This is a genomic window from Aeromicrobium sp. REDSEA-S38_B2 (genome assembly GCF_001628525.1).
Classification (GTDB): Bacteria; Actinomycetota; Actinomycetes; order Propionibacteriales; family Nocardioidaceae; genus Aeromicrobium; species Aeromicrobium erythreum.
On record NZ_LUNH01000001.1, the window covers coordinates 1 to 19,860 of the forward strand.

General features: G+C 72.7%; 15 protein-coding genes and 1 pseudogene. 1 reads left to right on the top strand and 15 read right to left on the bottom strand.

The features are described 5' to 3' along the window. Positions 1 to 249: 249 nt before the first annotated feature. From A6Q81_RS00005 to A6Q81_RS00035, 7 genes are all read right to left on the bottom strand, one after another. Entirely contained in the window at positions 250 to 1,842 is a 1,593-nt protein-coding gene (locus A6Q81_RS00005) for an AMP-binding protein (protein ID WP_286689099.1), read from the bottom strand. Between the two features lie 74 nt (positions 1,843 to 1,916). Next, positions 1,917 to 3,857, bottom strand: a complete 1,941-nt coding sequence (locus tag A6Q81_RS00010; RefSeq protein ID WP_286689100.1) for an exopolysaccharide biosynthesis polyprenyl glycosylphosphotransferase — start codon at positions 3,855 to 3,857, stop codon at positions 1,917 to 1,919. Next, positions 3,854 to 4,303, bottom strand: coding sequence for a glycosyltransferase family 28 protein (locus A6Q81_RS00015; RefSeq protein WP_067859612.1), 450 nt, complete (start codon positions 4,301 to 4,303; stop codon positions 3,854 to 3,856). The genes A6Q81_RS00010 and A6Q81_RS00015 overlap by 4 nt, the downstream gene beginning before the upstream one ends. Before the next feature lies 1 nt (position 4,304). Then, the gene (locus tag A6Q81_RS00020; protein WP_286689101.1) at positions 4,305 to 5,264 is read right to left on the bottom strand and encodes a glycosyltransferase family 2 protein; all 960 of its coding nucleotides are present in this window, start codon (positions 5,262 to 5,264) and stop codon (positions 4,305 to 4,307) included. After that, complete coding sequence (locus A6Q81_RS00025; protein ID WP_236749743.1) at positions 5,261 to 5,710, bottom strand: FAD synthase family protein; 450 nt, start codon at positions 5,708 to 5,710, stop codon at positions 5,261 to 5,263. The genes A6Q81_RS00020 and A6Q81_RS00025 overlap by 4 nt, the downstream gene beginning before the upstream one ends. 117 nt (positions 5,711 to 5,827) lie before the next feature. Then, positions 5,828 to 6,751, bottom strand: coding sequence for a glycoside hydrolase family 16 protein (locus A6Q81_RS00030; protein WP_286689102.1), 924 nt, complete (start codon positions 6,749 to 6,751; stop codon positions 5,828 to 5,830). Positions 6,752 to 6,768: 17 nt separating this feature from the next. Beyond that, positions 6,769 to 7,536: an RNA polymerase sigma factor gene (locus A6Q81_RS00035; protein WP_067859621.1), complete on the bottom strand. Its 768-nt coding sequence runs from the start codon at positions 7,534 to 7,536 to the stop codon at positions 6,769 to 6,771. A 243-nt stretch (positions 7,537 to 7,779) separates the two neighbouring features. Here A6Q81_RS00035 and A6Q81_RS00040 point away from each other — a divergent pair, with 243 nt between their 5' ends. Beyond that, complete coding sequence (locus tag A6Q81_RS00040) at positions 7,780 to 9,024, top strand: Wzz/FepE/Etk N-terminal domain-containing protein (RefSeq protein WP_286689103.1); 1,245 nt, start codon at positions 7,780 to 7,782, stop codon at positions 9,022 to 9,024. Between the two features lie 32 nt (positions 9,025 to 9,056). Here the strand turns inward: A6Q81_RS00040 and A6Q81_RS00045 are convergent, their stop codons facing one another. The 8 genes and pseudogenes from A6Q81_RS00045 to adh form a co-directional block, all read right to left on the bottom strand. Beyond that, entirely contained in the window at positions 9,057 to 10,538 is a 1,482-nt protein-coding gene (locus A6Q81_RS00045; RefSeq protein WP_083516448.1) for a lipopolysaccharide biosynthesis protein, read from the bottom strand. Next, positions 10,531 to 11,850, bottom strand: a complete 1,320-nt coding sequence (locus tag A6Q81_RS00050; protein ID WP_286689104.1) for an O-antigen ligase family protein — start codon at positions 11,848 to 11,850, stop codon at positions 10,531 to 10,533. Before A6Q81_RS00050 ends, A6Q81_RS00045 begins: the two co-directional genes overlap by 8 nt. Continuing rightward, on the bottom strand, positions 11,847 to 12,380 hold the full coding sequence (locus A6Q81_RS00055) for a hypothetical protein (RefSeq protein ID WP_286689105.1): 534 nt from the start codon (positions 12,378 to 12,380) through the stop codon (positions 11,847 to 11,849). The genes A6Q81_RS00050 and A6Q81_RS00055 overlap by 4 nt, the downstream gene beginning before the upstream one ends. Before the next feature lie 10 nt (positions 12,381 to 12,390). Further along, entirely contained in the window at positions 12,391 to 14,985 is a 2,595-nt protein-coding gene (locus A6Q81_RS00060; RefSeq protein WP_353681398.1) for a delta-60 repeat domain-containing protein, read from the bottom strand. After that, positions 14,965 to 15,039: pseudogene (locus A6Q81_RS00065) on the bottom strand (fibrinogen-like YCDxxxxGGGW domain-containing protein); the annotation flags it as partial. The pseudogene A6Q81_RS00065 and the gene A6Q81_RS00060, both read right to left, overlap by 21 nt. 245 nt (positions 15,040 to 15,284) lie before the next feature. Continuing rightward, a complete protein-coding gene (locus A6Q81_RS00070; protein WP_286689106.1) occupies positions 15,285 to 17,603 on the bottom strand; it encodes a fibrinogen-like YCDxxxxGGGW domain-containing protein in 2,319 nt (772 codons plus the stop codon). A 117-nt stretch (positions 17,604 to 17,720) separates the two neighbouring features. Beyond that, on the bottom strand, positions 17,721 to 18,134 hold the full coding sequence (locus tag A6Q81_RS00075) for a DUF779 domain-containing protein (protein ID WP_067859640.1): 414 nt from the start codon (positions 18,132 to 18,134) through the stop codon (positions 17,721 to 17,723). A 97-nt stretch (positions 18,135 to 18,231) separates the two neighbouring features. Then, the gene (adh, locus tag A6Q81_RS00080) at positions 18,232 to 19,755 is read right to left on the bottom strand and encodes an aldehyde dehydrogenase (RefSeq protein ID WP_286689107.1); all 1,524 of its coding nucleotides are present in this window, start codon (positions 19,753 to 19,755) and stop codon (positions 18,232 to 18,234) included. Positions 19,756 to 19,860: the final 105 nt, after the last annotated feature.

Genomic DNA, 19,860 nt, shown 5'->3' on the forward strand with positions numbered 1-19,860 from the left:
CTCGATACGCCCGGAGCACGCTCGTCCCTCGCGGCTCCGCGCTACTCGACCAGCGAAACGTTCCGCTGGTCGAGTAGCAGGGACGAGCTTGCGAGGTCCCTGCGTATCGAGACCACCCGGCAACGGCTCGGCGCGGGGCAGGTGGAGGCACCGGGGCCTGGACGCTTGCCAGGTCTCGATACAGCGGGACGCCTTCGGCGTGCACCACTCGACCCGACTGACCCGCTCGGGCGCGGAGCGCCCTCGGGGTCAGTCGAACTCGGGGAGCTCGCGCTTCATGACCTTGCCCGTGGGGTTGCGGGGCAGCTCGTCGAGGAACTTGGTCCGACGCGGCACGGCGAAGCGGGCGACCCGCTCCTTGGCGTAGGAGACGACCTCGTCCTCGTCGAGCGACGCGCCGTCCTTCACCACCACGTAGGCGGCGAGGCAGTGGCCCCAGTCGGGGTCGGGCACGCCGACGACCACGACGTCGGTGATGGACGGGTGGCCGATGAGCGCGTCCTCCAGCTCGCGGGGGAACACGTTCTCGCCGCCGGAGATGATCATGTCGTCGTCGCGGCCGGCCACGAACAGGCGACCGTCCTCGTCGAAGTAGCCGAGGTCGCCCGTGTGCATGAGCCCGTCGCGGAAGTCCTTGGTGTTGCCGTCGGTGTAGCCGCCGAACTGCATCTCGTTGCCGACGTAGATGACGCCCGTCTCGCCCGGCGGCAGCTCGTTGCCGTCGGTGTCGAGGATCTTCGCGACCGTGCGCCACGGCACGCGACCCGCGGTGCCGGGTGCCGCGCGCAGGTCCTCCGGCGAGGCGATGGACACCCAGCCGGTCTCGGTGGCGCCGTAGAAGTTGTAGACCGAGTCGGTGAAGCGGTCCATGAAGTCGATCGCCAGGTCACCGGCGAGCGCCGAGCCGCTCGAGGCGGTGATGCGCAGGCTGGAGACGTCGTAGCGGTCGGCCACCTCGCGGTCGAGGTTCACCAGACGCTGCATCATCAGCGGCACGACGACGAGCACCTCGGCCTTGTACCGGTCGATGTCCTCGAGGACCTGCGCGGGATCGAACTTGCGGCGCAGGACGTAGGTCGGGACGGTCGAGAGGCCGAACCCGAAGTTGATGAGGCCCCACGAGTGGAACAGCGGCGCGGCCAGCACGACCGTGGAGTTGCCGTGGTACGGGATGGACCCGAAGAAGGTGAGGAGCGGGTCGAGGTTCTCCGGCTCCTTGCGGTTCGCGCCCTTCGGCAGCCCGGTGGTGCCGGAGGTGAAGATGACGATGCCGCCCGGCTTGGACGGCTTCTTGTGGTCGTCGGTCGGCTGCCCCTCGGCGAGGCCCGACAGGGTCGGCAGGCCGTGGGAGTCGTCGTCGGCCCACGCCACGACGACGAGGTCGCGGTCGATCTCGGACGTGACCTTGAGGAACTCCTGGTCGACGATGGCGAACTTGGCGCCCTCGCGTCGCGTGAGCTCGCCGAGCTGGGAGGCGCTGGCCATCGTGTTGAGCAGCAGCACCTTCGCGCCGATCTGCATGATCGAGACCATCGAGACCACCATCCAGCGGTGGTTGCGTCCCATGAGCGCGACCGCGTCGCCGACCTGCACGCCGCGGGCCTTGAGCGCGGCCGTCGTCTGGTTGATCTCGTCGCGCAGCTCGGCCCACGTGATCTCGCCGGCGTCGTCGATGATCGCGGTCTGGTTCGGGAAGCGGGCGGCCGCGGCGGCCACAGCCGACGGGAAGCCGGGGCCCCAGGTGGCGAGCTTGATGCCCGCCTTGAGGAGCCGGTGGGGCGGCTGGACCTTGAGGAGGCCGATCTGTCGCAGGACCCTCAGCTTGTAGGCGATGTCACTCATGCGGTCCGGCGGCTCCTCGGTCTCGTCACGTCAGGAAACGTCACAGTAACAGTGGGTGACACCGCGTGGCGGGTTCAGAGAGCGCCGTCACGTACGAGCACGGCGCGCACGGTGCGCAGCAGGATCCGGGCGTCGAGGCGCAGGCTCCAGGTGTTGACGTACTGCAGGTCGAGCCGGATCGACTCCTCCCAGCTCAGCTGCGAACGACCGCTGACCTGCCACAGGCCGGTGAGTCCGGGGCGCACGTGCAGCCGTCGCCAGACCCACTGGCTGTACTGGGCCGTCTCGCGCGGCAGGGCGGGCCGAGGGCCGACGAGCGACATGTGGCCGAGCAGCACGTTGACCAGCTGCGGGAGCTCGTCGAGCGACGTGCGACGCAGGACGCGTCCGACGGGCGTGACCCGGGGGTCGTCGTCGAGCTTGAACAGGGGGCCGGCACCCTCGTTGCGGACGACGAGCTCATCGAGCCGCTCCTCGGCGTCGACGACCATGGTGCGGAACTTCAGCATCGTGAACGTTGTCCCGTCGCGTCCGGTGCGCTCCTGGCGGAAGATCACCGGTCCGGCCGACGTGAGCCGCACTGCGAGGGCAACGGCGAGCATCACCGGCGACAGGACCACCAGGCCGACGAGCGCGGCCGTGCGGTCGACGACTGACTTGACCGCGACCGACACCAGGTGCTCGTTGGGAGGCCGCATGGTCAGCGCCAGCTGGTCGGCCACCATGCGCGGACGCATGTACTCGACGTGGTCCTCCATGTCGGCGAGCACCAGGCACTCGACGTCGGCGCGCTGCAGCGCCCAGGCCAGGTGGCGCAGCGCGGGCGTGGTGAGCGCGTGGTCGGAGGCGATGACGACGGACCGGGCGCGCTGGCGGTAGACGGTCGCCATGACGTCGGGCACGATCCGCGACAGCGACCCCGGCGAGCCGAGGGGCACGGACTCCGCATCGCCGCGCCAGACGCACGAGGCCACGACGTCGACGTCGCGCCGGCCGGCCCAGTGGTCCGTCAGCCGGCGGACCCGACGCTCCTCGCCCACCAGGACCGTGGGCGTGCGACGCCGGACGACACGGTGCGCGACGCCGTAGCCGACGAAGACGAGGGCGGCGGCCAGCACCGCGAGCAGGCCGCGACGCAGGTCGGGCGTGCTCTGGACGCCGAGCAGCAGACCGGCCACGACCGCCGCGCCGACGATGCCGAGCAGGCGGACGACCGGGGTGAGCGAGCTGGCGCGCTCGGCCGCGGGCTGCGCGAGCCAGCTGTAGACGAGCCACGCCCCGACGCCGGCCACGACGGCGCGGCCGACGTCGCCGTCCAGCCCGAAGTGGACGGCGAGCGCGAGGGCCGTCGTGAAGGTCAGGAGGTAGCCGACCAGTCCCTGCCGCACGGCGTCGGCGACGGCCCGGACCATGCCGCTGCGACGACGTTGGGCGCGGGCGGCGAGGAACTCCTCACCTGCGGGGGCCCGGGTGCTGCGCGGGACGCCCAGGCGCGTGCGCCCCTCGGCGTCACGGCGCGCCTCGGGCAGGTCGCCGAGCAGCCGGGTGGCCTCGAGGACGCCGGCAGTCGGCTGCAGCTCCTCCGACCGGGTGCGCAGCGTGCCGGCGGCCACCTCGTCGAGCAGCCGGTGCAGCTGCTCGCGCGACTCCGCGACGTGCACGAGCCCCATCTCGGCCAGCCGTCGGCTGAGCACGACCTGGTGGTCGTCGACGACCTCGTCGTCGACCGGCACGCGGGGCACGACGATCGGGATGCGACCGGCGCGGCGTGCGTCCATGACGCCGCCGGCACCGCCCTGGAGCACCACGACGTCGGCGCGCCGGTAGTGCTCGAGCAGCTCGTCGGGCGCCATCATGGTGCGGTTGTCGGCCCTGCCCAGCGGTCGGGTCGAGCCGTGCTGGAAGACCACGGCGGCCTCCTGCGCGTCGGCCCACGGCTCCAGCCAGTCGACGAAGCGGTCGAACGGGTGGTGGTAGGTGCCGACGCTCGCGACGACGCTGAGCGGCTCGGTCACAGCACCAGGCCGACGGTCTGCGCGCGCGGCAGCTTCTCGGTGAGCTGGTCCCACTGCGTCAGGTACTCGTCGACGAACGGGTACACCAGCCGACCGGTCAGCGACGGCTTGTCGATGCGGTCGATCGTCTCCAGGAAGATCGACCGGGCGCCGACCCGGCGCGCCTGGCGCAGGAACGGCACGGCGACGGCGGCGCCGGTGCTGAAGACCACGTCGGGACGCCACTCGTCGATGACCCGGCGGGCCAGCACCATGTTGCGGGCGAGGTTCGGCAGGTTGCGCTGCGTCGGCCACGCGCACTCGATGACGCGCTCGTCGCGCAACTTCAGCCGGGCGTCCTCGGTGGGCCCGGTGACCCAGAGCCGCTCGTGCTCGCCCCACCAGGGCTCGAGGGCGAGGGCCTGGGCGAGGTGTCCGCCGGAGGAGCAGGCGATGAGGATGCGCATGTCAGATGCCCTTTCCGAAGCGTCGCGCGACGGTGACGACGGCGCCGGGCGTCAGCAGACGCAGACCGACGGCGAGCGCCAGCCAGGCGCGCAGGGTGGTGGGTCGCAGCGCCAGGGCCTGCCGGGCGTGCCGGCGGCCGGCCCGACGCTGACCGGAGGAGACCTCGCCGAACGCGATCTGCGAGAGCATCCGCGCGTGCGCGGCGTCGTCGTCGGCGAACTGCGGGTGCTTGTGGAGGAGGTAGGTGAGCGCGGCGGCGTAGTCGGCCCAGCGCCCGAAGAAGTAGGACTGGCCCTGCCAGCGCACCCGTACGAGGGGCTCGTTCACGAGTCGCACGGGCGCGAGCCGCGACGCCGCCAGGAGCACGTCGGTGTCCTCGGCGTAGCCACGCGGGAGGTCCTCGTCGATCATGCCGATCTCGTCGACGAGCGCGTCGCGCCGGAACACGAAGCTGCTGGAGTGCAGGCCCCCGAACCGCTCGCGCACGAGCTCGGCGTGCGAGACGACGTCGGCGGGGACGAGCCGGTCGGTGAGGCGCTCGCCGTCGTCGACCTGCATCGCGGTGGCCACCAGCCGGGCGTCCGGGTGGTCGCGAAAGAGCGGCATCTGGGCGGCCAGCTTGCCCGGTAGCCAGGTGTCGTCGTCGTCCAGGAAGGCGACGAACGGGTGGCTGGCGACCAGGATGCCGGTGTTGCGGGCGCCGGCGAGGCCGCGGACGCGGTCGTTGACCACGGCGCGCAGGCTCTGGCCCGGCAGCAGCGCGACGTCGGGCAGCACCGGCTCGCAGGCGTCGAAGACCACGACGACCTCGACCGGTCCGGCGTACTCCTGCAGCAGGACGCTGCGCACGGCCTCGGCCATCAGCGTCGGGCGGTCGTGGGTGGGCACGACGACGGTGACGGGCGGTGCGTACGGGGTCGTGGCGGCGTCGAGCACCTCGACCGCGCTGTCGACCCTCACGCGAGCCCCTCCAGCTCGGCACCGGTGAGGTGGGCGCGCAGCATGGTGCTCGACGTCTGCCGCGTGTACGGGTAGTAGACGACGTCGACGCCGATCTCGCCCATCGTGCGCTCGAGCCGGTAGCCCTTCGGCGTGCCCTGCCAGTCGTCGCCCTTGAAGATCACGTCGAAGGGTCGCTGCTCCCACACCATGCGCTTGTCCTCGGAGCGGTCGATGACCACCTCGTCGACGATGCCGAGCGCGGAGATGATGTCGATGCGCTCGTCGCACGGCACGACGGGCTGGCGACCCTTGAGGATCTCGACGTACTCGTCGCTCGCGACGCCGACCACGAGGTGGCGGCAGCGGTGCCGTGCCCGGCGCAGCAGGTTGAGGTGGCCGACGTGGAACATGTCGAACACGCCGCTGGCGTATCCCACCCCGTAGGTCGTGCGCGTGATGCTCACCGGTTCTCCGATCCCCTGGACGTTCGTGCATGCCTGGAGAGCGGAGGAGCGTGGGCGCGTGACGCAGGACGAGGCCGATTCGGGCGTGTCTCAGGTCACGAACGCGAAGTCAGGACTTCAGTCCCGGGCGGGACGAGGACGGAAGACCCGGACGTGGTCGATCTCGAAGGTGGCCGGGAGCCCGGTGGTGCCCGGGCGCTCGGGATCGAGGCGGCCCCAGTAGCTGCTGCCGACCTGCAGGTTGAGCCGGATGTCGACCGGACCGTCGAGCGCTCGGCGCAGGCGCGGCTCGCGGTCGAGGTCGACGAAGCCCGTCGTGCGGCCGTCGAGCGAGAACCGCAGGCAGCCGGGCGTCCAGTCGACCGCGTAGGTGTGGAAGCCGTCGGCGAGCGGCTCCGCGGCCCGCCCCCAGCCGCCGACCCGCCGGTACCCGGGAGGGGCGGTGGTGTCCTCGTGGACGGTCCAGGCGTACTGCTCGGACATCGCGCTCCGCTGCCGGGAGGTGGGGGTGCCCCACGCCTCGACGACGTCGATCTCGCCGGGCAGGTCGGAGGCCCGCAGCCAGAAGGCCGGCCAGAGCGCCCGCGAGCGGCCGGGCTCGACGGGGAGCCGAGCCCGCACCTCCCACCGTCCGTGCTGCTGGGCGAAGTGGCCGATCGTGTCGAGGTAGCCCGTGCTGACGGGACGCTCGCCGGAGGTGTCGCCGGCCGGGTCGGACCGGGCGGTGATGCGCAGGCGCCCGCCGCGCACCTCGACGGCGTCGGCCCGGATGCGGGCCTGGTCGAAGGACAGCGTCGTGTCGTCGCGGACCGTCCAGCGGTCGGGGTCGACGCGGGCGCCGGAGAACTCGTCGTGCCACGCGAGCCGACCCTGCGCAGGGTCGGAGAGGTCGAGCCGGTCGACGTCGCCGGTCCGGCAGGGCACCGCGTCGGCGGTCGGTGCGTCGGCACGGTCGCCTCCCGGCCCGACCAGCCGCACCGTCACGAGCAGACCCGCCACGAGGGCGAGCAGCACCACGACGAGCAGGACCCTGCGACGCACCCGGTGGCCTGCGGACGTCAGGCGCGGACGCCGGCGACGGCCTGCTGCGGGGCCACGACGCGGGCGTTGACGTCCTCGAGCTCGAGGTAGCTGGCCATGCAGGACGGGCAAGCCTCGAGGTGGACGTGGATGCGCTTCTGCTCGCGCATGCCGACGGTGCGCCGCACGAGCGACGCGAGCCGGGGACGCAGCTGACGGCACTCGTCGCTGGCCTCGACGCCGTCGGCGGCGACGTGCTGCGCGAGGTAGGCCTCGCGGAGCCCGGCGCGGGCGCGGTACACGAGCGCGGAGACGCCGTTGGCCGTGAGACCGAGCCGGTCGCTGACCTCGTGCGGCTTGAGTCCTTCGACGTCGAGGTACCAGAGCACCGTGCGCCAGCGCTCGGGCAGCGACGCGAAGGCGGACCGGACGAGGTCGCGCTCGAACGTGTCGAGCTGTCCGTGCCCGAACGGCACCGCGGTGTCGATCGTCGCGAGGTCGTCCGTCGGCTGGACGCGCTGGCGCAGCCGTCCCCGTCGGGCGGCCTCGTGGCGGACCGAGGTCAGCACGTACGCGCGGAAGGCACGCTCGGGACCGAGACCGCGGCGGAGCTGGCCGAGCACCTGGGCGAACGCCTCGGACACGGTGTCCTCGGCCTCGGTCGGTGCGCCGAGGCGCCGGGCGAGGCGCAGGGCCACGGGCCGGTACCGACGGAACAGCTCGGCATAGGCGTCGTCGTCGCCGTCCCGCGCGAGGGACAGCAGGTGCGCGTCGTCCAGCTCTACGCCGGACGCGCGCGCAGACATGCGCGATTCATCGATGGACATCTGAACTTTCCCCTGGATCGTTCCCCGCCCTCCACCGTGGTGACGGTCTCCGGCCGGGACTGCCCGCGTTCGTGACACAGGCAGTTGCAACTCGGCCATAGTAACCGGGTGAGACAGCGGGTCAATGGCTCAACTCACAGGCACGGACGCCCGCCCGCGGCGTCATGAACGAGGCCGTCGTCGCTCCCAGTGCATGACGTCCCGTACCCGAGGAGCTCCTGCATGCAGTCCGCACCACCTCAGCCCGCCCAGCTCAGTGAGCTCGCCGGCACCCTGCGCCGACGCTGGCGCGTGCTCGCGCTGGGTGCGGTGGTCGGCGTCCTGCTCGGCGTCCTCGCCTGGGTGCTGCTGCCCGTGACGTACACCGCCACCACGTCGGTGCGGGTCGTGCCGGTCGACGTCAGCCCCTCCAGCGGGTCGAGCCCGACGCTCGACGTCGCGACCGACGCCCAGCTGGTGACGTCCGGCGACGTGCTGACGGCTGCCGCCGACGACCTCGACACCTCGGCGGGTGCCCTGAGGAGGGGGGTGTCGGTGACGAACCCGCCCGACACGGCCGTCCTCGACATCGCCTACACGGCGTCGACGCCGCGGACAGCGGCGGCCGGGTCGCGTGCGGTGGCCGAGGCGTTCCTCACCGTGCGCGGCGAGGCCGCGGCCACGACGGTGCAGGAGCTGCAGGAGGCCACCTGGGACCGCATCGACATGCTCGAGGACTCGGCCGACCGCTACCCGAAGGACTCCCCCGCCCGTGAGTCGATCCTCACCGAGGCGAAGACGCTGGGCACCCGCGCCGCGGAGCTGGCGACGGTCGACACGTCGCCGGGCCGGGTGCTCGGCGCACCGGCCACCCCGTCCGCGCCGTCGTCGCTCGGCGTGCTGCCGCTCGGCGTGGCCGGCCTCGCGCTCGGCCTCCTCGTGGCCGTCCCGGTCGCGCTGACCCGTCGGGACCGCGCGCCGGATCCCGGCGTCATCGCCAGCCCGCAGGACCTCGGGACGGGGCAGGGCTCGGCGGTGCTCGACGGCACGGCCGACGCCAGCCCGGAGGACACCTGGGACGTCGCCGCGCTCATGCTCGACCTCCCGGCGACCGCGCCGGCCAACGGTCCCGTGACGCTCCTCGTCGACGGGTCCGTCGGCACCCAGTCGGGAGAGGGCCTGGCCGAGGCGCTGCGCCGCCGCGGCCTGCCCGTGCGGCACGTCGACGCGTCGGCCCTGCTCGAGAGCAAGATCGCGCGCGGCTGGCCCACGGACCGCAAGAAGGCGACCTGGACGGGCGAGCTCGTGGTCGTCGACTCCTCCGCGCTGGCCTCCGACGCCCTCGTCGCGACCCTTGGCACCCGTGTCGACCACGTGGTGCTGGCGCGGTCGGTCGACGACGACGCGGTCGCGGCACGTCGCGTGCGCAGCCTGCTGGCCGTGCAGGGCGTCGACGTCGCCCTGACGGTCCTGCTCCCGCGCCGCTGAGCAGCACCCGGGAGCGGCCCGGGCCCGGTGGGTCAGACGGCCCGGAGCCTGGCCAAAGCGACGAGGCCGAGCCGCTCGCGCGCCACGACGCCCACGACGACGTGGACGATGGCGACCACGGCGGTCGTGGTGACGGCCACCGTCCACGACGTGCCCCACAGCAGCAGCGCGAGCGCGCTCGGGACGAGGACGAGCACGACGGGCAGGGCGGCCGCCCAGAGGATCGGTCGCCACGGCGGGCGCACGCCCATCAACACCTGCACCTGGTAGCCCACGACGAGGGTGTCGACGACGATGGTCGCCGCCCAGGCGACGGCCGCGCCCTCGATGCCCCAGTGCGGGACGAGCAGCGCCAGCAGGAGGAGGTCGAGCACGAGCGCCCCGGTCTTGTCGGCGAGCTGCCAGCTGCTGCGCCCGGCCATGAGCAGCACGCTCTGGACGGCGCCCGCGGCGGTGGCCACCGCCATCGCAACCGCGAGGACGCGCAGCGACGTCGCGCCCGAGGTGAAGTCGGGGCCGAAGATCGAGAGCACGGGCTCGGCGAACACCGCCAGCACGGCGTAGAACGGCCAGGCCGCCCACACCATGGCGGCGGTGACGACGCCGTACAGACGTCCCACGAGCGCCGTGTCGCCGCGGGCCGACGCGCTGCTGATCGCCGGCCCGACGGCGATGCGCGCCGCCTGCTGCACGACCTCGCCCGCACGGGCGCAGCGCGTGACCACGGCGTACACGCCGGCCTCGGCCGGCGACGCGAGCACGCCGACGACCACGACGTCGGCCCACTCGAGGACGACCTCGACGCACGCTGTGGCCCCCCGTGCCGCGCTGAATCCCCAAAAGCCCGGGTAGGCGCGGCGCGGGGTCCGCGTGCGTGGGACGTGCCGCAGGGCGAGCGCGATGGCGACCACGAGCACGAGCGGCACCGGCAGCAACCACGCCGCCACAACCTCGCTGACTCCCCACCCGGCCAGGACGGCGACCCCGACCGCGACCACGCGACCGGCGGGCAGCAGGACGTTCTGCAGCAGCGGGTAGGTCAGCGTGTCGCCGGCACCGCGGGAGACCCCGAGGGCGAGGGCGGTCAGCGAGGCCAGGACGGCGAGCGGGACAGCGGCGACGACCACCGCGGGGGCCAGGCCGTCGGGCGCGGTCGCGAGCGCGAGGGGGACCCCCACGAGCACGACGAGCGCACCGCCGACCAGCACGGGTCCGACGGCGGTGCGTACCACCCAACCGGTGTCCTCGGCTCGACCCCGGGCCCGGGTCGCCGCGACGAACCGGACGAGTCCGGTGTCGGCGCCGAGCTCGGCCGTGTTGGCCACCACGACGAACACCGCGACCACCAGGAAGTACACGCCCGAGCCCTCGACGCCGAGGTGGCGGCCGACGAGGGCGGCGAGCACGAGGTTGACGACGGCGCCGAGCGCGCCACCCACCAGGTTGGCGACGGCGGCCGCGCCGAGGCCCGAGCGCGCTCCCGCCGTCGTCGGCCCTGCCACCGCCTCAGTCATCGGCGTCGAGACCGTAGCGCCGACGCAGCAGGACGGCGGCGACGAGGGCGATGGCGAGCAGCTGCACGATGTCGAGGCCGTAGACGACGATGGCCAGGCTCGAGACGACGAGAGTCGCGTGCAGGGCCACGTCGACGTCGTCGCGGCAGGCGCGGGTGCGCCACGTCGAGCCCCAGAGGAACAGCAGGAACAAGCCGAGCCCGACGAAGCCGAAGCTGAACATGAGGGTCCACACGTATCCCTGGGTGCCGACCGAGAGCGCCTGCTCGGCCGACGGGCGAGGGGCCCCGAAGCCGAGCAGCGGAGACTGCAGCGTCCGCTGGATGGTCTCGGCGTACAGGGTGAACCGGGCACCGTTGGACTGGCCGTACTCCTGCCGGACCTCGAACTGCGTGAGGAGGCCCTGCCACATCAGCACCGTGCCGGTGAGCAGCCCGAGCACGGCCAGGGCGACCACGGGAGCCGCGCGGTCGCGCAGGGCGTACCGGACGAGCACGTAGGCCCCGGCGAGCGCGAGGGCCGCGAACATGCCGCGGTTCGACGTCGCCATGGCCGGCACGACCATGACGCCCGCGCCCACGAGGATCGCGGCGCGCAGCAGCAACGACCGGGTGGAGAGGAAGCAGGCCAGCGCGACCGGGGTGAGGACGAGGATCGCGACGCCCCAGCTGTTCGCGTACGGGAACGGCGCGGACGGGCGGACGAAGGCCTCGGGGGCGCCCCACGGGTGCTGCACCTCGGCGAACGGCGGGAAGAAGAGGTCGCGGACGTAGGAGTTCTCGGCGATCGACCCGGGCAGCAGCATCCCCACCGGCGTCGTGAGGCGGGTCTCGGGCAGCAGCATGCCGAGCAGCCCGCCGACGATGACGAAGAACCACAGGAACGTCAGTCCGTGGACGATCCTGGCCCGGGTGAGCCGCGTGCGCGCCGCGACGGCGTAGACGAAGGCGATCGCGACGAAGGCCATGATCGCGAGGCGGAACGCGAAGCCGAGCAGGCGCGGTCCGGTGTCGATCATGACCGACGACGCGAGCATCCAGAGGCAGAGCCCGACGATCGCGCCGACGCCGGGGACCCAGATCGCGCACCGGCGCGCCAGCAGGAACCCGAGCATGACGAGCGCCAGGGTGACGGCTCCGGGCACGACGGTGACGCCGAGCAGCCACATGACGGGGAACCCCCAGAGCATGGTCAGCAGCGGCCAGGCAGGGAGCGGGTCGGGCGGCAGCCGCGGCGCGGGGACGGCGTCGGGAAGGCTGCTCGGTGCGGCGCCGGCCGCTCCGTCGACGGGCGGGGCCGCCGCGCTGGTCACAGCGCCCGCAGCGCCCGCAGGCGCCGCTGCAACGTCATGACCATCAGCAGGAGGTTGGCCGCGGCCAGGAGGCCGTAGCCGAGCAGGAAGAGGGGGGTGACCGGCCACAGCAGGAACACGAGGTTCTGCACGCCGACGTCGGCGGGGAGCTGCACCACCGACGACCAGCGTCCCGCGGCCGCGGCGCGTGCCCCGCGGTCGGGCACGAGCTGCTCGGCCAGGATCTGCGCGAAGAACCGCACCGACGCGACGAACGCGTAGCCGAGCGGCAGCAGGGCCCACGCGGGGTCGAGGTCGGTGTGCCGCAGGAGCGCGGGCGGAGCCGCCACCAGCACAAGGAGGGCGGCGACCACGAGGCCTGCGCTCACGGCGGTGACCTGGTCGGGCGTGGCGCCGACGCGGTGCGCGAGGGCCGCGACCCCGCGGCCGAGCCTGCGGTTGACCACCCGCATGTAGAAGGGCACGCCGGCACCGTCCTTCTGGGCCGCGGCAAGGTGGTCCCAGGAGGTGCGGACGTCGAGGGCGGTCACGGCGCGGACCTCAGCGCGACGCCACGACGGACGCGTCGAGGCTCGCGTTCGGCGTGGACCGGTAGTTGGAGTGAACCTCGGCGGTGACGACGTTGGTCCCGTCGCGCAGCGCCGACGACGGCAGGTCGACGCGCACGGGCGAGGCCGTCGCCGCCGTGGTGCTGGGCGCCGACGTGGCGTAGGTGGTCGACGTGAGTGACCCGCTGGGCAGGTTGACGCGCGCCACCTCGACCCCGTTCACGCGCACGAGCACGCCGTCGTCGGCGCGGGTGGTGAGCACGTAGCGGGTGAACGCGTCGACGTCGGCGAGGTCGAAGCCGGTCCGGTAGTAGGCGGTGACCGCCCGCCGGGTGCCCGCGGGCACGTCGACGTCGGTCGCGATCGAGCTCCCGCCCCAGCCGAGCGGCGCGGCTCCGCGCCGCCAGCCGGAGCTGTCGAAGCCGTCGCTAGTCCAGGCCGGGTCGACGGCGTTCGCGTCGTCGAACCAGTAGGCCCACGTGGCCCCCGCGGGGAGCACGGTGCTGCTCACCGTCGGACGCACGACCGACGTCGAGGCGGACCAGTTGCCCTGACCGTCGCTTGCGCGGACGAAGAACCGGTCGTCGACGTCGGAGCCGGGCACCTGGACGGACGTCGACGACGTCACGGCGACCACGCGGTCGTCGCGCAGGACCTCATAGCGCACCCCGGCGGTGGAGGACGGCGACCACGAGACCGTGGCCGTCGAGCCCTCCAGCGAGACCGCCGGGCCCGACGGTGCTGCAGGCGCCGTCGACGGTCGCTGCGCGAACCGCGCGAACCCGCCGGAGAACTGGTTGGAGCCGTTCTCGCGGACGCTCGTCTGGATCGACCCGCCGGCCCAGAGGGTGCCGTCGCTGGCCACCTCGACGGCCCAGACGCCGTAGCCGCCGCGCGACTTCCACTGCGGGGCGAACGTGCTCACGAACGCACCCGACGCGGCGTCCCACGCCCCGAGCAGGGAGATCTTGCCGGCCTGGCGCCAGGGGACGGGGTTCTGCCCCACGCCCCAGGTGTCCCAGCTCGTCGTGCCCTCGAACACCCAGTCGCCGCAGTGGCACCCGCCGTAGACCACCCGGCCGTTGCTCCCGATCGCCTGCAGGTCGCCGCCGGACTTCGTGATGCTCGTGTCCTGCAGCGCCAGGGTGGAGCGGTCGTAGGAGAACATGCTGTGCTGCGATCCACCCAGCCACACCTTCGAGCCGACCTGCTCGACGGCCTGCTGGTACGTGGCTCCGGACGTGCTGAAGGTGGGGTTCCACGCCGGGTCGGTGACGGGCGCCCCGGCCGCGGTGCTGATCGCGACACCGTTCTTGACGGCCGTGGAGCCCGAGGCGGTCATGTACCCGGCGAGGTAGACGCGGCTGCCGTCGTCGTCGACGTCGAGCGACGCGACCGCGCCGTTGAGGTTGGGGTTCCACTGCCCGTCGCCGTTCCCGGTCGACAGGGTGATGCGTCCGGCGTTGCGCGCGAACCACGACGACGTGCCCTTGACGAGGTGCGTGAAGCTGCCGCCGACGTAGAGCCGCCCGTCGGACACGTCGAGGCTGCGCACGCTGACCTTGCCCGAGCTGCCACGGTTCTCGACGACGGTGCTCCAGGACGGGGAGAGCGTGCCGGCGGTGTCGAGCACGGCGAGGCCGGTGCGTCGCTGGCCGTTGACGCTGGTGAAGTCGCCGCCGACGGCGAGCCGGCCGTCCGGGAGCGCCTTCAGCGCGCGCACCTGGTTGTCGAACGTCGGCCGGAAGGAGGAGATCCATGCGCCCGTCGAGACGTCGAACGCGGCGAGGTAGGACTGCGCCACGCTCTGGGACCCGTCCTGGTTGCGGACGGTGGTGAAGTTGCCGCCCACGTACATGACGTTGCCGATCTGGGCGAAGGCCTGCACCTCGGTGGCGAGCTCGCCGGTGCCGGCCGCGCCGGTCCCGGTGACGCCCCACGGCTGGGCCAGGGAGCCGCTGCGAGCGACGGGAAGCGCGGTGACGGCTGCCGTCCCGCTGTCGGGCACCGCGGCGAACGACAGGTCGGCCTGACGCAGCCGGGGCCGCAGGTAGACCTGCGTGAACGGCGTGGCGTCGCCCGTGCCCTTGGAGTACAGGTAGCTCGAGGCGTCGGTAGTGCCCTGGACCGCGGAGTTGTAGTTGAAGCCGCGGACCCAGCCGTTCCCGCTGTACTCGTTCGTCCAGACCCGGCGGAAGTTCTGGCGACCGCCGTCGTTCGTGCCGAAGTCGAGCGTGGTCTGGCCCGAGAACCGGACCCCGTCGAAGGAGGAGCCGGTGAGCGGGTGGCCGGCGCCGAACGCCCACGACCACGAGGCGAGCGAGCGGAGGGAGAAGCGGACCTCCTGCCACGCGCTTCCCTGCGCGTCCTTGGCGCGTCGCAGGCGGACGCCGTCGGGCAGCGCGTCGACCGCGCCACCGTCCAGGAGCGCGTCGATGGTCGCCGACGAGAGCCGGCGCGGCCGGAAGGCGGCCTGGCCGGTGACCGGTGAGGCGACCTGCGCGGTCGTGCCCTGCGCGTCACCGTCCCACGTCCACCCGTCGCGACCACGCCCCACCAGGACCCAGCCACCACCGTCGGTCGTCATGTCGCAGTAGAACTGCGTCGGCGTCCGCAGCTGCGGCGTCAGCAACCAGTAGAGCCCGTCGGGACGACGGCACCCCCGCCAGGCTCGCGACGGTGGTGGCGGAGACGACCAGGGCCGTCAGGGAGGTCTTGAGGTGCACGACTGTCCTCGCGGGATCGAAGGGGACGAGAGGGACGTGGGCCAGGGGCTCACGGGGAGGGAGAGTGGGCGGAGCCGGCCTCATGACGCGGCAGTGCCCACCGGCGGCGGTGGGTCGCCTCACACGCCGTGCCGGGCAGGTCGGGTCAGGACAGGACGGGTCAGGACCGGACGGCGCGTACCACGCGGGTGGAGGCCGACCAGTTGCCCTGGCCGTCGCTCGCACGCACGAAGAACCGGTCGTCGGGGCCCGAGTCGGGCACGCGCACCGACGTCGCCCAGGAGACGGCCACGACCCGGTCGCCCCGCAGGACCTCGTACCGGACGCCGTCGCCCGCCGAGGCCGACCACGAGACCGTGGCCGTCGAGCCCTGCAGCGACACCGCCGCCGCCGTGGGGGCTGCCGGGGCCCGGGAGGGCCGGGCCGCGAACCGCGCGAAGCCGCCGGAGAACTGGTTGGAGCCGCCCTCGCGGATGCTCGTCTGGATGGAGCCACCGGCCCAGAGGGTGCCGTCCTTGGCCACCTCGACGGCCCAGACGCCGTAGCCGCCGCGCGACTTCCACTGCGGGGCGAACGTGCTCACGAACGCACCCGACGCCGCGTCCCACGCCCCGAGCAGCGAGATCTTGCCCGCCTGGCGCCAGGGCACCGGGTTCTGGCCGGTGGACCACGAGTCCCAGCTCGTCGTGCCCTCGAACACCCAGTCGCCGCAGTGGCACCCGCCGTAGACCACCCGGCCGTCGCTGCCGATCGCCTGCAGGTCGCCACCGGCCTTGGTGATGCTGGGGCTGCGCAGTGCGAGCGTGCGGGCGTCGTAGGCGAACATGCTGTGCTGCGAGCCGCCGAGCCACACGAGCGACCCGACCTGCTGGACCGCCTGCTGGTAGGTCGCGGAGCGCTTGGTGCTGAACGTCGGGCTCCACGCCGGTGAGACGAGCCGCGCCGCCGAGGTCGTGACCGCCACCGCGTTGCGCACGGTCGCGCCGCCCTTGCGCGTCATGTAGCCGGCCAGGTAGACGCGCCGACTATCGGTGGAAACGTCGAGGTCGGCCACGGTGCCGTTCAGGTGCGGCTGCCACTGGCTGTCGCCGCGTCCGCTCGGCAGCACGACCCGTGCGGCGTACGGCAGCGCCGCGGCACCCGTGCCACGCACGACGTGCGAGAAGCGTCCGCCGAGGTAGAGCCGGCCGCCGGCGACGTCGAGCGTGCGCACCGAGGCGCGACGGTCGCCGCCGCGTCGCTCGACGCCCGTGGTCCACGTGCGGTCGAGGGTCCGCTTCGCGGTGAGGACGGCCAGGCTGGAGCGACGCTGGCCGTCGACGCGCGTGAAGTCGCCACCGAGCGCGAGCCGGCCGTCGGGCAGCGCCTTCAACGCGCGCACCTGGCCGTCCAGCTTCGGCCTGAACGAGGAGATCCACTCCCCCGTCGAGGCCCGGAACGCGGCGAGGTACGCCTGGGCGACCTTGCGCGACCCGTCCTGGTTGCGCACGGTGGTGAAGTTGCCGCCCACGTACATGACGTCGCCGACCTGGGCGAAGGCCTGCACCTCCGTGGCCAGCTCGCCCGTGCCCCCCGCACCCGTGCCCGTCACGCCCCACGACTGCGGCAGCGACCTGCTGCGGGCCACGGGCAGCGCCGTGACCGCCGCCGTCCCGCTGTCGGGCACCGCCGCGAACGACAGGTCGGCCTGGCGCAGTCGCGGACGCACGAAGACCTGCGTGAACGGCGTCGCGTAGCCCGAGCGGGTCGCGTAGAGCGCGCTGCTGGAGGAGGTCGAGCCCGTCACCGCGCTCCCGTAGCCGAAGCCGCGCACCCAGCCGTTGTCGGCGGACTCGAAGGTCCACACGCGGCGCAGCCGCTCGGCCGCGGCCGTCGACGTCGTGCCGGCGTCGCGAGTGGTCTGCCCCGAGAACTGGACCCCGTCGAAGGAGGAGCCGGTCAGCGGGTGGCCGGCGCCGAACGCCCACGACCACGACGCCATCGACCGCAGCCGCCACCGCACCTCCTGCCACGCCGTGCCGCCTGCGTCCTTCGCGCGACGCAGACGCACCCCGTCCGTGAGCTGGTCGACCCGATGACCGCCGAGCAGCGCGTCGATGGTCGCCGCGGACAGCTTGCGCGGCGAGAACGCGGCCTGGCCGTTGATCGGCGAGGCGACCTGCGCGGTCGTGCCTTGCGCGTCACCGTCCCAGCTCCACCCGTCACGACCACGACCCACCAGGACCCAGCCACCACCGTCGGTCGTCATGTCGCAGTAGAACTGCGTCGGCGTCCGCAGCTGCGGCGTCAGCAACCAGTAGAGCCCGTCGGGAGACGACGGAGCCACCTGCTTGACCTCCCAGCACGACGCCGCCGCCGACGCTGCGCTCGACCCGTCCGGCACCCCCTGAGCCGCGCTCGCCACCGACGGCGCAGCCACCAGGCTGGCGACGACGAGGGTGCAGGTGAGCAGGGCTGAGCACGTGCGGGGGCGACGCATGGGGGTCCTCTCCGGCGGCACGGTCGTCGGGGGGATGGGGGGGGAGACCGCGCTCCACGGGGTAGGAACCATCAGCGCCCCGATCATGACGCGGGTGCGGACGTTCGTGCGTCGCGCTCAGTCGACGGGCGCGAGCGCGGCGGTCTCCTCCTCCGTGAACACCCGCGACCGGATGATGAAGCGGTGCCCCGTGGGGCCCTCCAGCGAGAAGCCGGCACCGCGCCCGGGGACGACGTCGATGGTGATGTGCGTGTGCGACCAGTACCGGAACTGCTCGCGCGAGATCCACACCGGCACCAGACCGTCGGGGTCGACGTCGCTCGCGCCGATGTCGAGGTCGCCGAGGTGCACGTCGGACGGTCCCGTCAGGAAGAACCCCTGGGTGTAGCACATGGGGGCCGACCCGTCGCAGCACCCACCGGACTGGTGGAACATGAGCGGCTTCGCCTGCTCGGCGCGCAGTGTGCGCAGCAGCGCGGCGGCGTCGGGGCTGACGTCGACGCGGGTGGCTGCGGTCGGCTGCTCGGACATGGTGGTCACCTCTCGGGCGGGACGGACGAGGTCGGGTGCGGGAACGCCGGGGGCCCGACCCCTCGTGGAGGGGCCGGGCCGCGACGTCACCGTGGGCTCAGAAGAAGCCCTGGGCGTTCTGCGAGTACGAGACGAGGAGGTTCTTCGTCTGCTGGTAGTGGTCGAGCATCATCGAGTGGTTCTCGCGGCCGATGCCGGACGACTTGTACCCGCCGAACGCGGCGTGCGCCGGGTAGGCGTGGTAGCAGTTCGTCCACACGCGGCCGGCCTGGATGTCGCGGCCCGCGCGGTAGGCGGTGTTCGTGTCGCGCGACCACACGCCGGCGCCGAGCCCGTAGAGCGTGTCGTTGGCGATGCTCATGGCGTCGTCGTAGTCCTCGAACCCGGTGACCGAGACCACCGGACCGAAGATCTCCTCCTGGAAGATCCGCATCTTGTTGTGGCCCTGGAAGATCGTCGGCGCCACGTAGTAGCCGCCCGAGAGGTCGCCGCCGAGGTCGACACGCTCGCCGCCGGTGATGACTCGGGCACCCTCCTGCACGCCGATGTCGATGTAGGACAGGATCTTCTCGAGCTGGTCGTTGCTGGCCTGCGCGCCGATCATCGTGTCGGTGTCGAGCGGGTTGCCCTGCTTGACCAGCTTGGTGCGGTCGGTCGCGGCGGGCAGGAACTGCTCGAGGATGGAGTTCTGGATGAGCGCGCGGCTCGGGCACGTGCACACCTCGCCCTGGTTGAGCGCGAACATCGTGAAGCCCTCGAGGGCCTTGTCGTAGAACGCGTCGTCGGTGCGGGCGACGTCCTCGAAGAAGATGTTGGGGCTCTTGCCGCCGAGCTCGAGCGTGACGGGGATGAGGTTCTGGCTGGCCATCTGCATGATCAGCCGGCCCGTGGTCGTCTCGCCGGTGAAGGCGATCTTGCGGATGCGGCTGCTCGACGCGAGCGGCGCGCCCGCCTCGGCACCGAAGCCGTTGACGACGTTGACCACACCGGCGGGCAGCAGGTCGGCGATGAGCTCCATCAGCAGCATGATCGACGCCGGCGTCTGCTCGGCGGGCTTCAGCACGACGGCGTTGCCAGCGGCCAGCGCCGGGGCGAGCTTCCAGACGGCCATGAGCAGCGGGAAGTTCCACGGGATGATCTGTCCGACGACGCCGAGCGGCTCGTGGAAGTGGTAGGCGACGGTGTCGTCGTCGATCTGCGACAGGTGCCCCTCCTGCGCGCGGATCGCGCCGGCGAAGTAGCGGAAGTGGTCGACGGCGAGGGGCAGGTCGGCGGCCAAGGTCTCACGGACCGGCTTGCCGTTGTCCCAGGTCTCGCCGACGGCGAGCATCTCGAGGTTCTCCTCGATGCGGTCGGCGATCTTGTTGAGGATGTTGGCGCGCTCGGCGACCGACGTCTTGCCCCACGCAGGGGCGGCCGCGTGCGCGGCGTCGAGCGCCTTCTCGATGTCGTCGGCGTTGCCCCGCGCGATCTCGGTGAAGACCTTCCCGTTCACGGGCGAGACGTTCTCGAAGTACTGGCCGCTGGACGGGGCGACGTACTCGCCGCCGATCCAGTGGTCGTAGCGGGGCTTGTAGGAGACGACGGAACCGTCGGTCCCGGGCTGGGCGAACACGCTCATGGAAGTGACTCCTCGCGGGGTGGGATCTGGTGCGAGTGACGCTAGTCACAGCTTCGTTGCAACGACGTTGTCCCGACGTTGCAGCCGCTGCAACGTCGGCAGCAC

What these genes read in the sequence shown, in the direction of transcription:
- A6Q81_RS00005 (WP_286689099.1), bottom strand. Translation starts at nt 1,842, where the DNA reads ATGAGTGACATCGCCTACAAGCTGAGGGTCCTGCGACAGATCGGCCTC.
- A6Q81_RS00015 (WP_067859612.1), bottom strand. Translation starts at nt 4,303, where the DNA reads ATGCGCATCCTCATCGCCTGCTCCTCCGGCGGACACCTCGCCCAGGCC.
- A6Q81_RS00035 (WP_067859621.1), bottom strand. Translation starts at nt 7,536, where the DNA reads ATGTCTGCGCGCGCGTCCGGCGTAGAGCTGGACGACGCGCACCTGCTG.
- A6Q81_RS00040 (WP_286689103.1), top strand. Translation starts at nt 7,780, where the DNA reads ATGCAGTCCGCACCACCTCAGCCCGCCCAGCTCAGTGAGCTCGCCGGC.
- A6Q81_RS00045 (WP_083516448.1), bottom strand. Translation starts at nt 10,538, where the DNA reads ATGACTGAGGCGGTGGCAGGGCCGACGACGGCGGGAGCGCGCTCGGGC.
- A6Q81_RS00060 (WP_353681398.1), bottom strand. Translation starts at nt 14,985, where the DNA reads ATGACGACCGACGGTGGTGGCTGGGTCCTGGTGGGGCGTGGTCGCGAC.
- A6Q81_RS00070 (WP_286689106.1), bottom strand. Translation starts at nt 17,603, where the DNA reads ATGCGTCGCCCCCGCACGTGCTCAGCCCTGCTCACCTGCACCCTCGTC.
- A6Q81_RS00075 (WP_067859640.1), bottom strand. Translation starts at nt 18,134, where the DNA reads ATGTCCGAGCAGCCGACCGCAGCCACCCGCGTCGACGTCAGCCCCGAC.
- adh (WP_286689107.1), bottom strand. Translation starts at nt 19,755, where the DNA reads ATGAGCGTGTTCGCCCAGCCCGGGACCGACGGTTCCGTCGTCTCCTAC.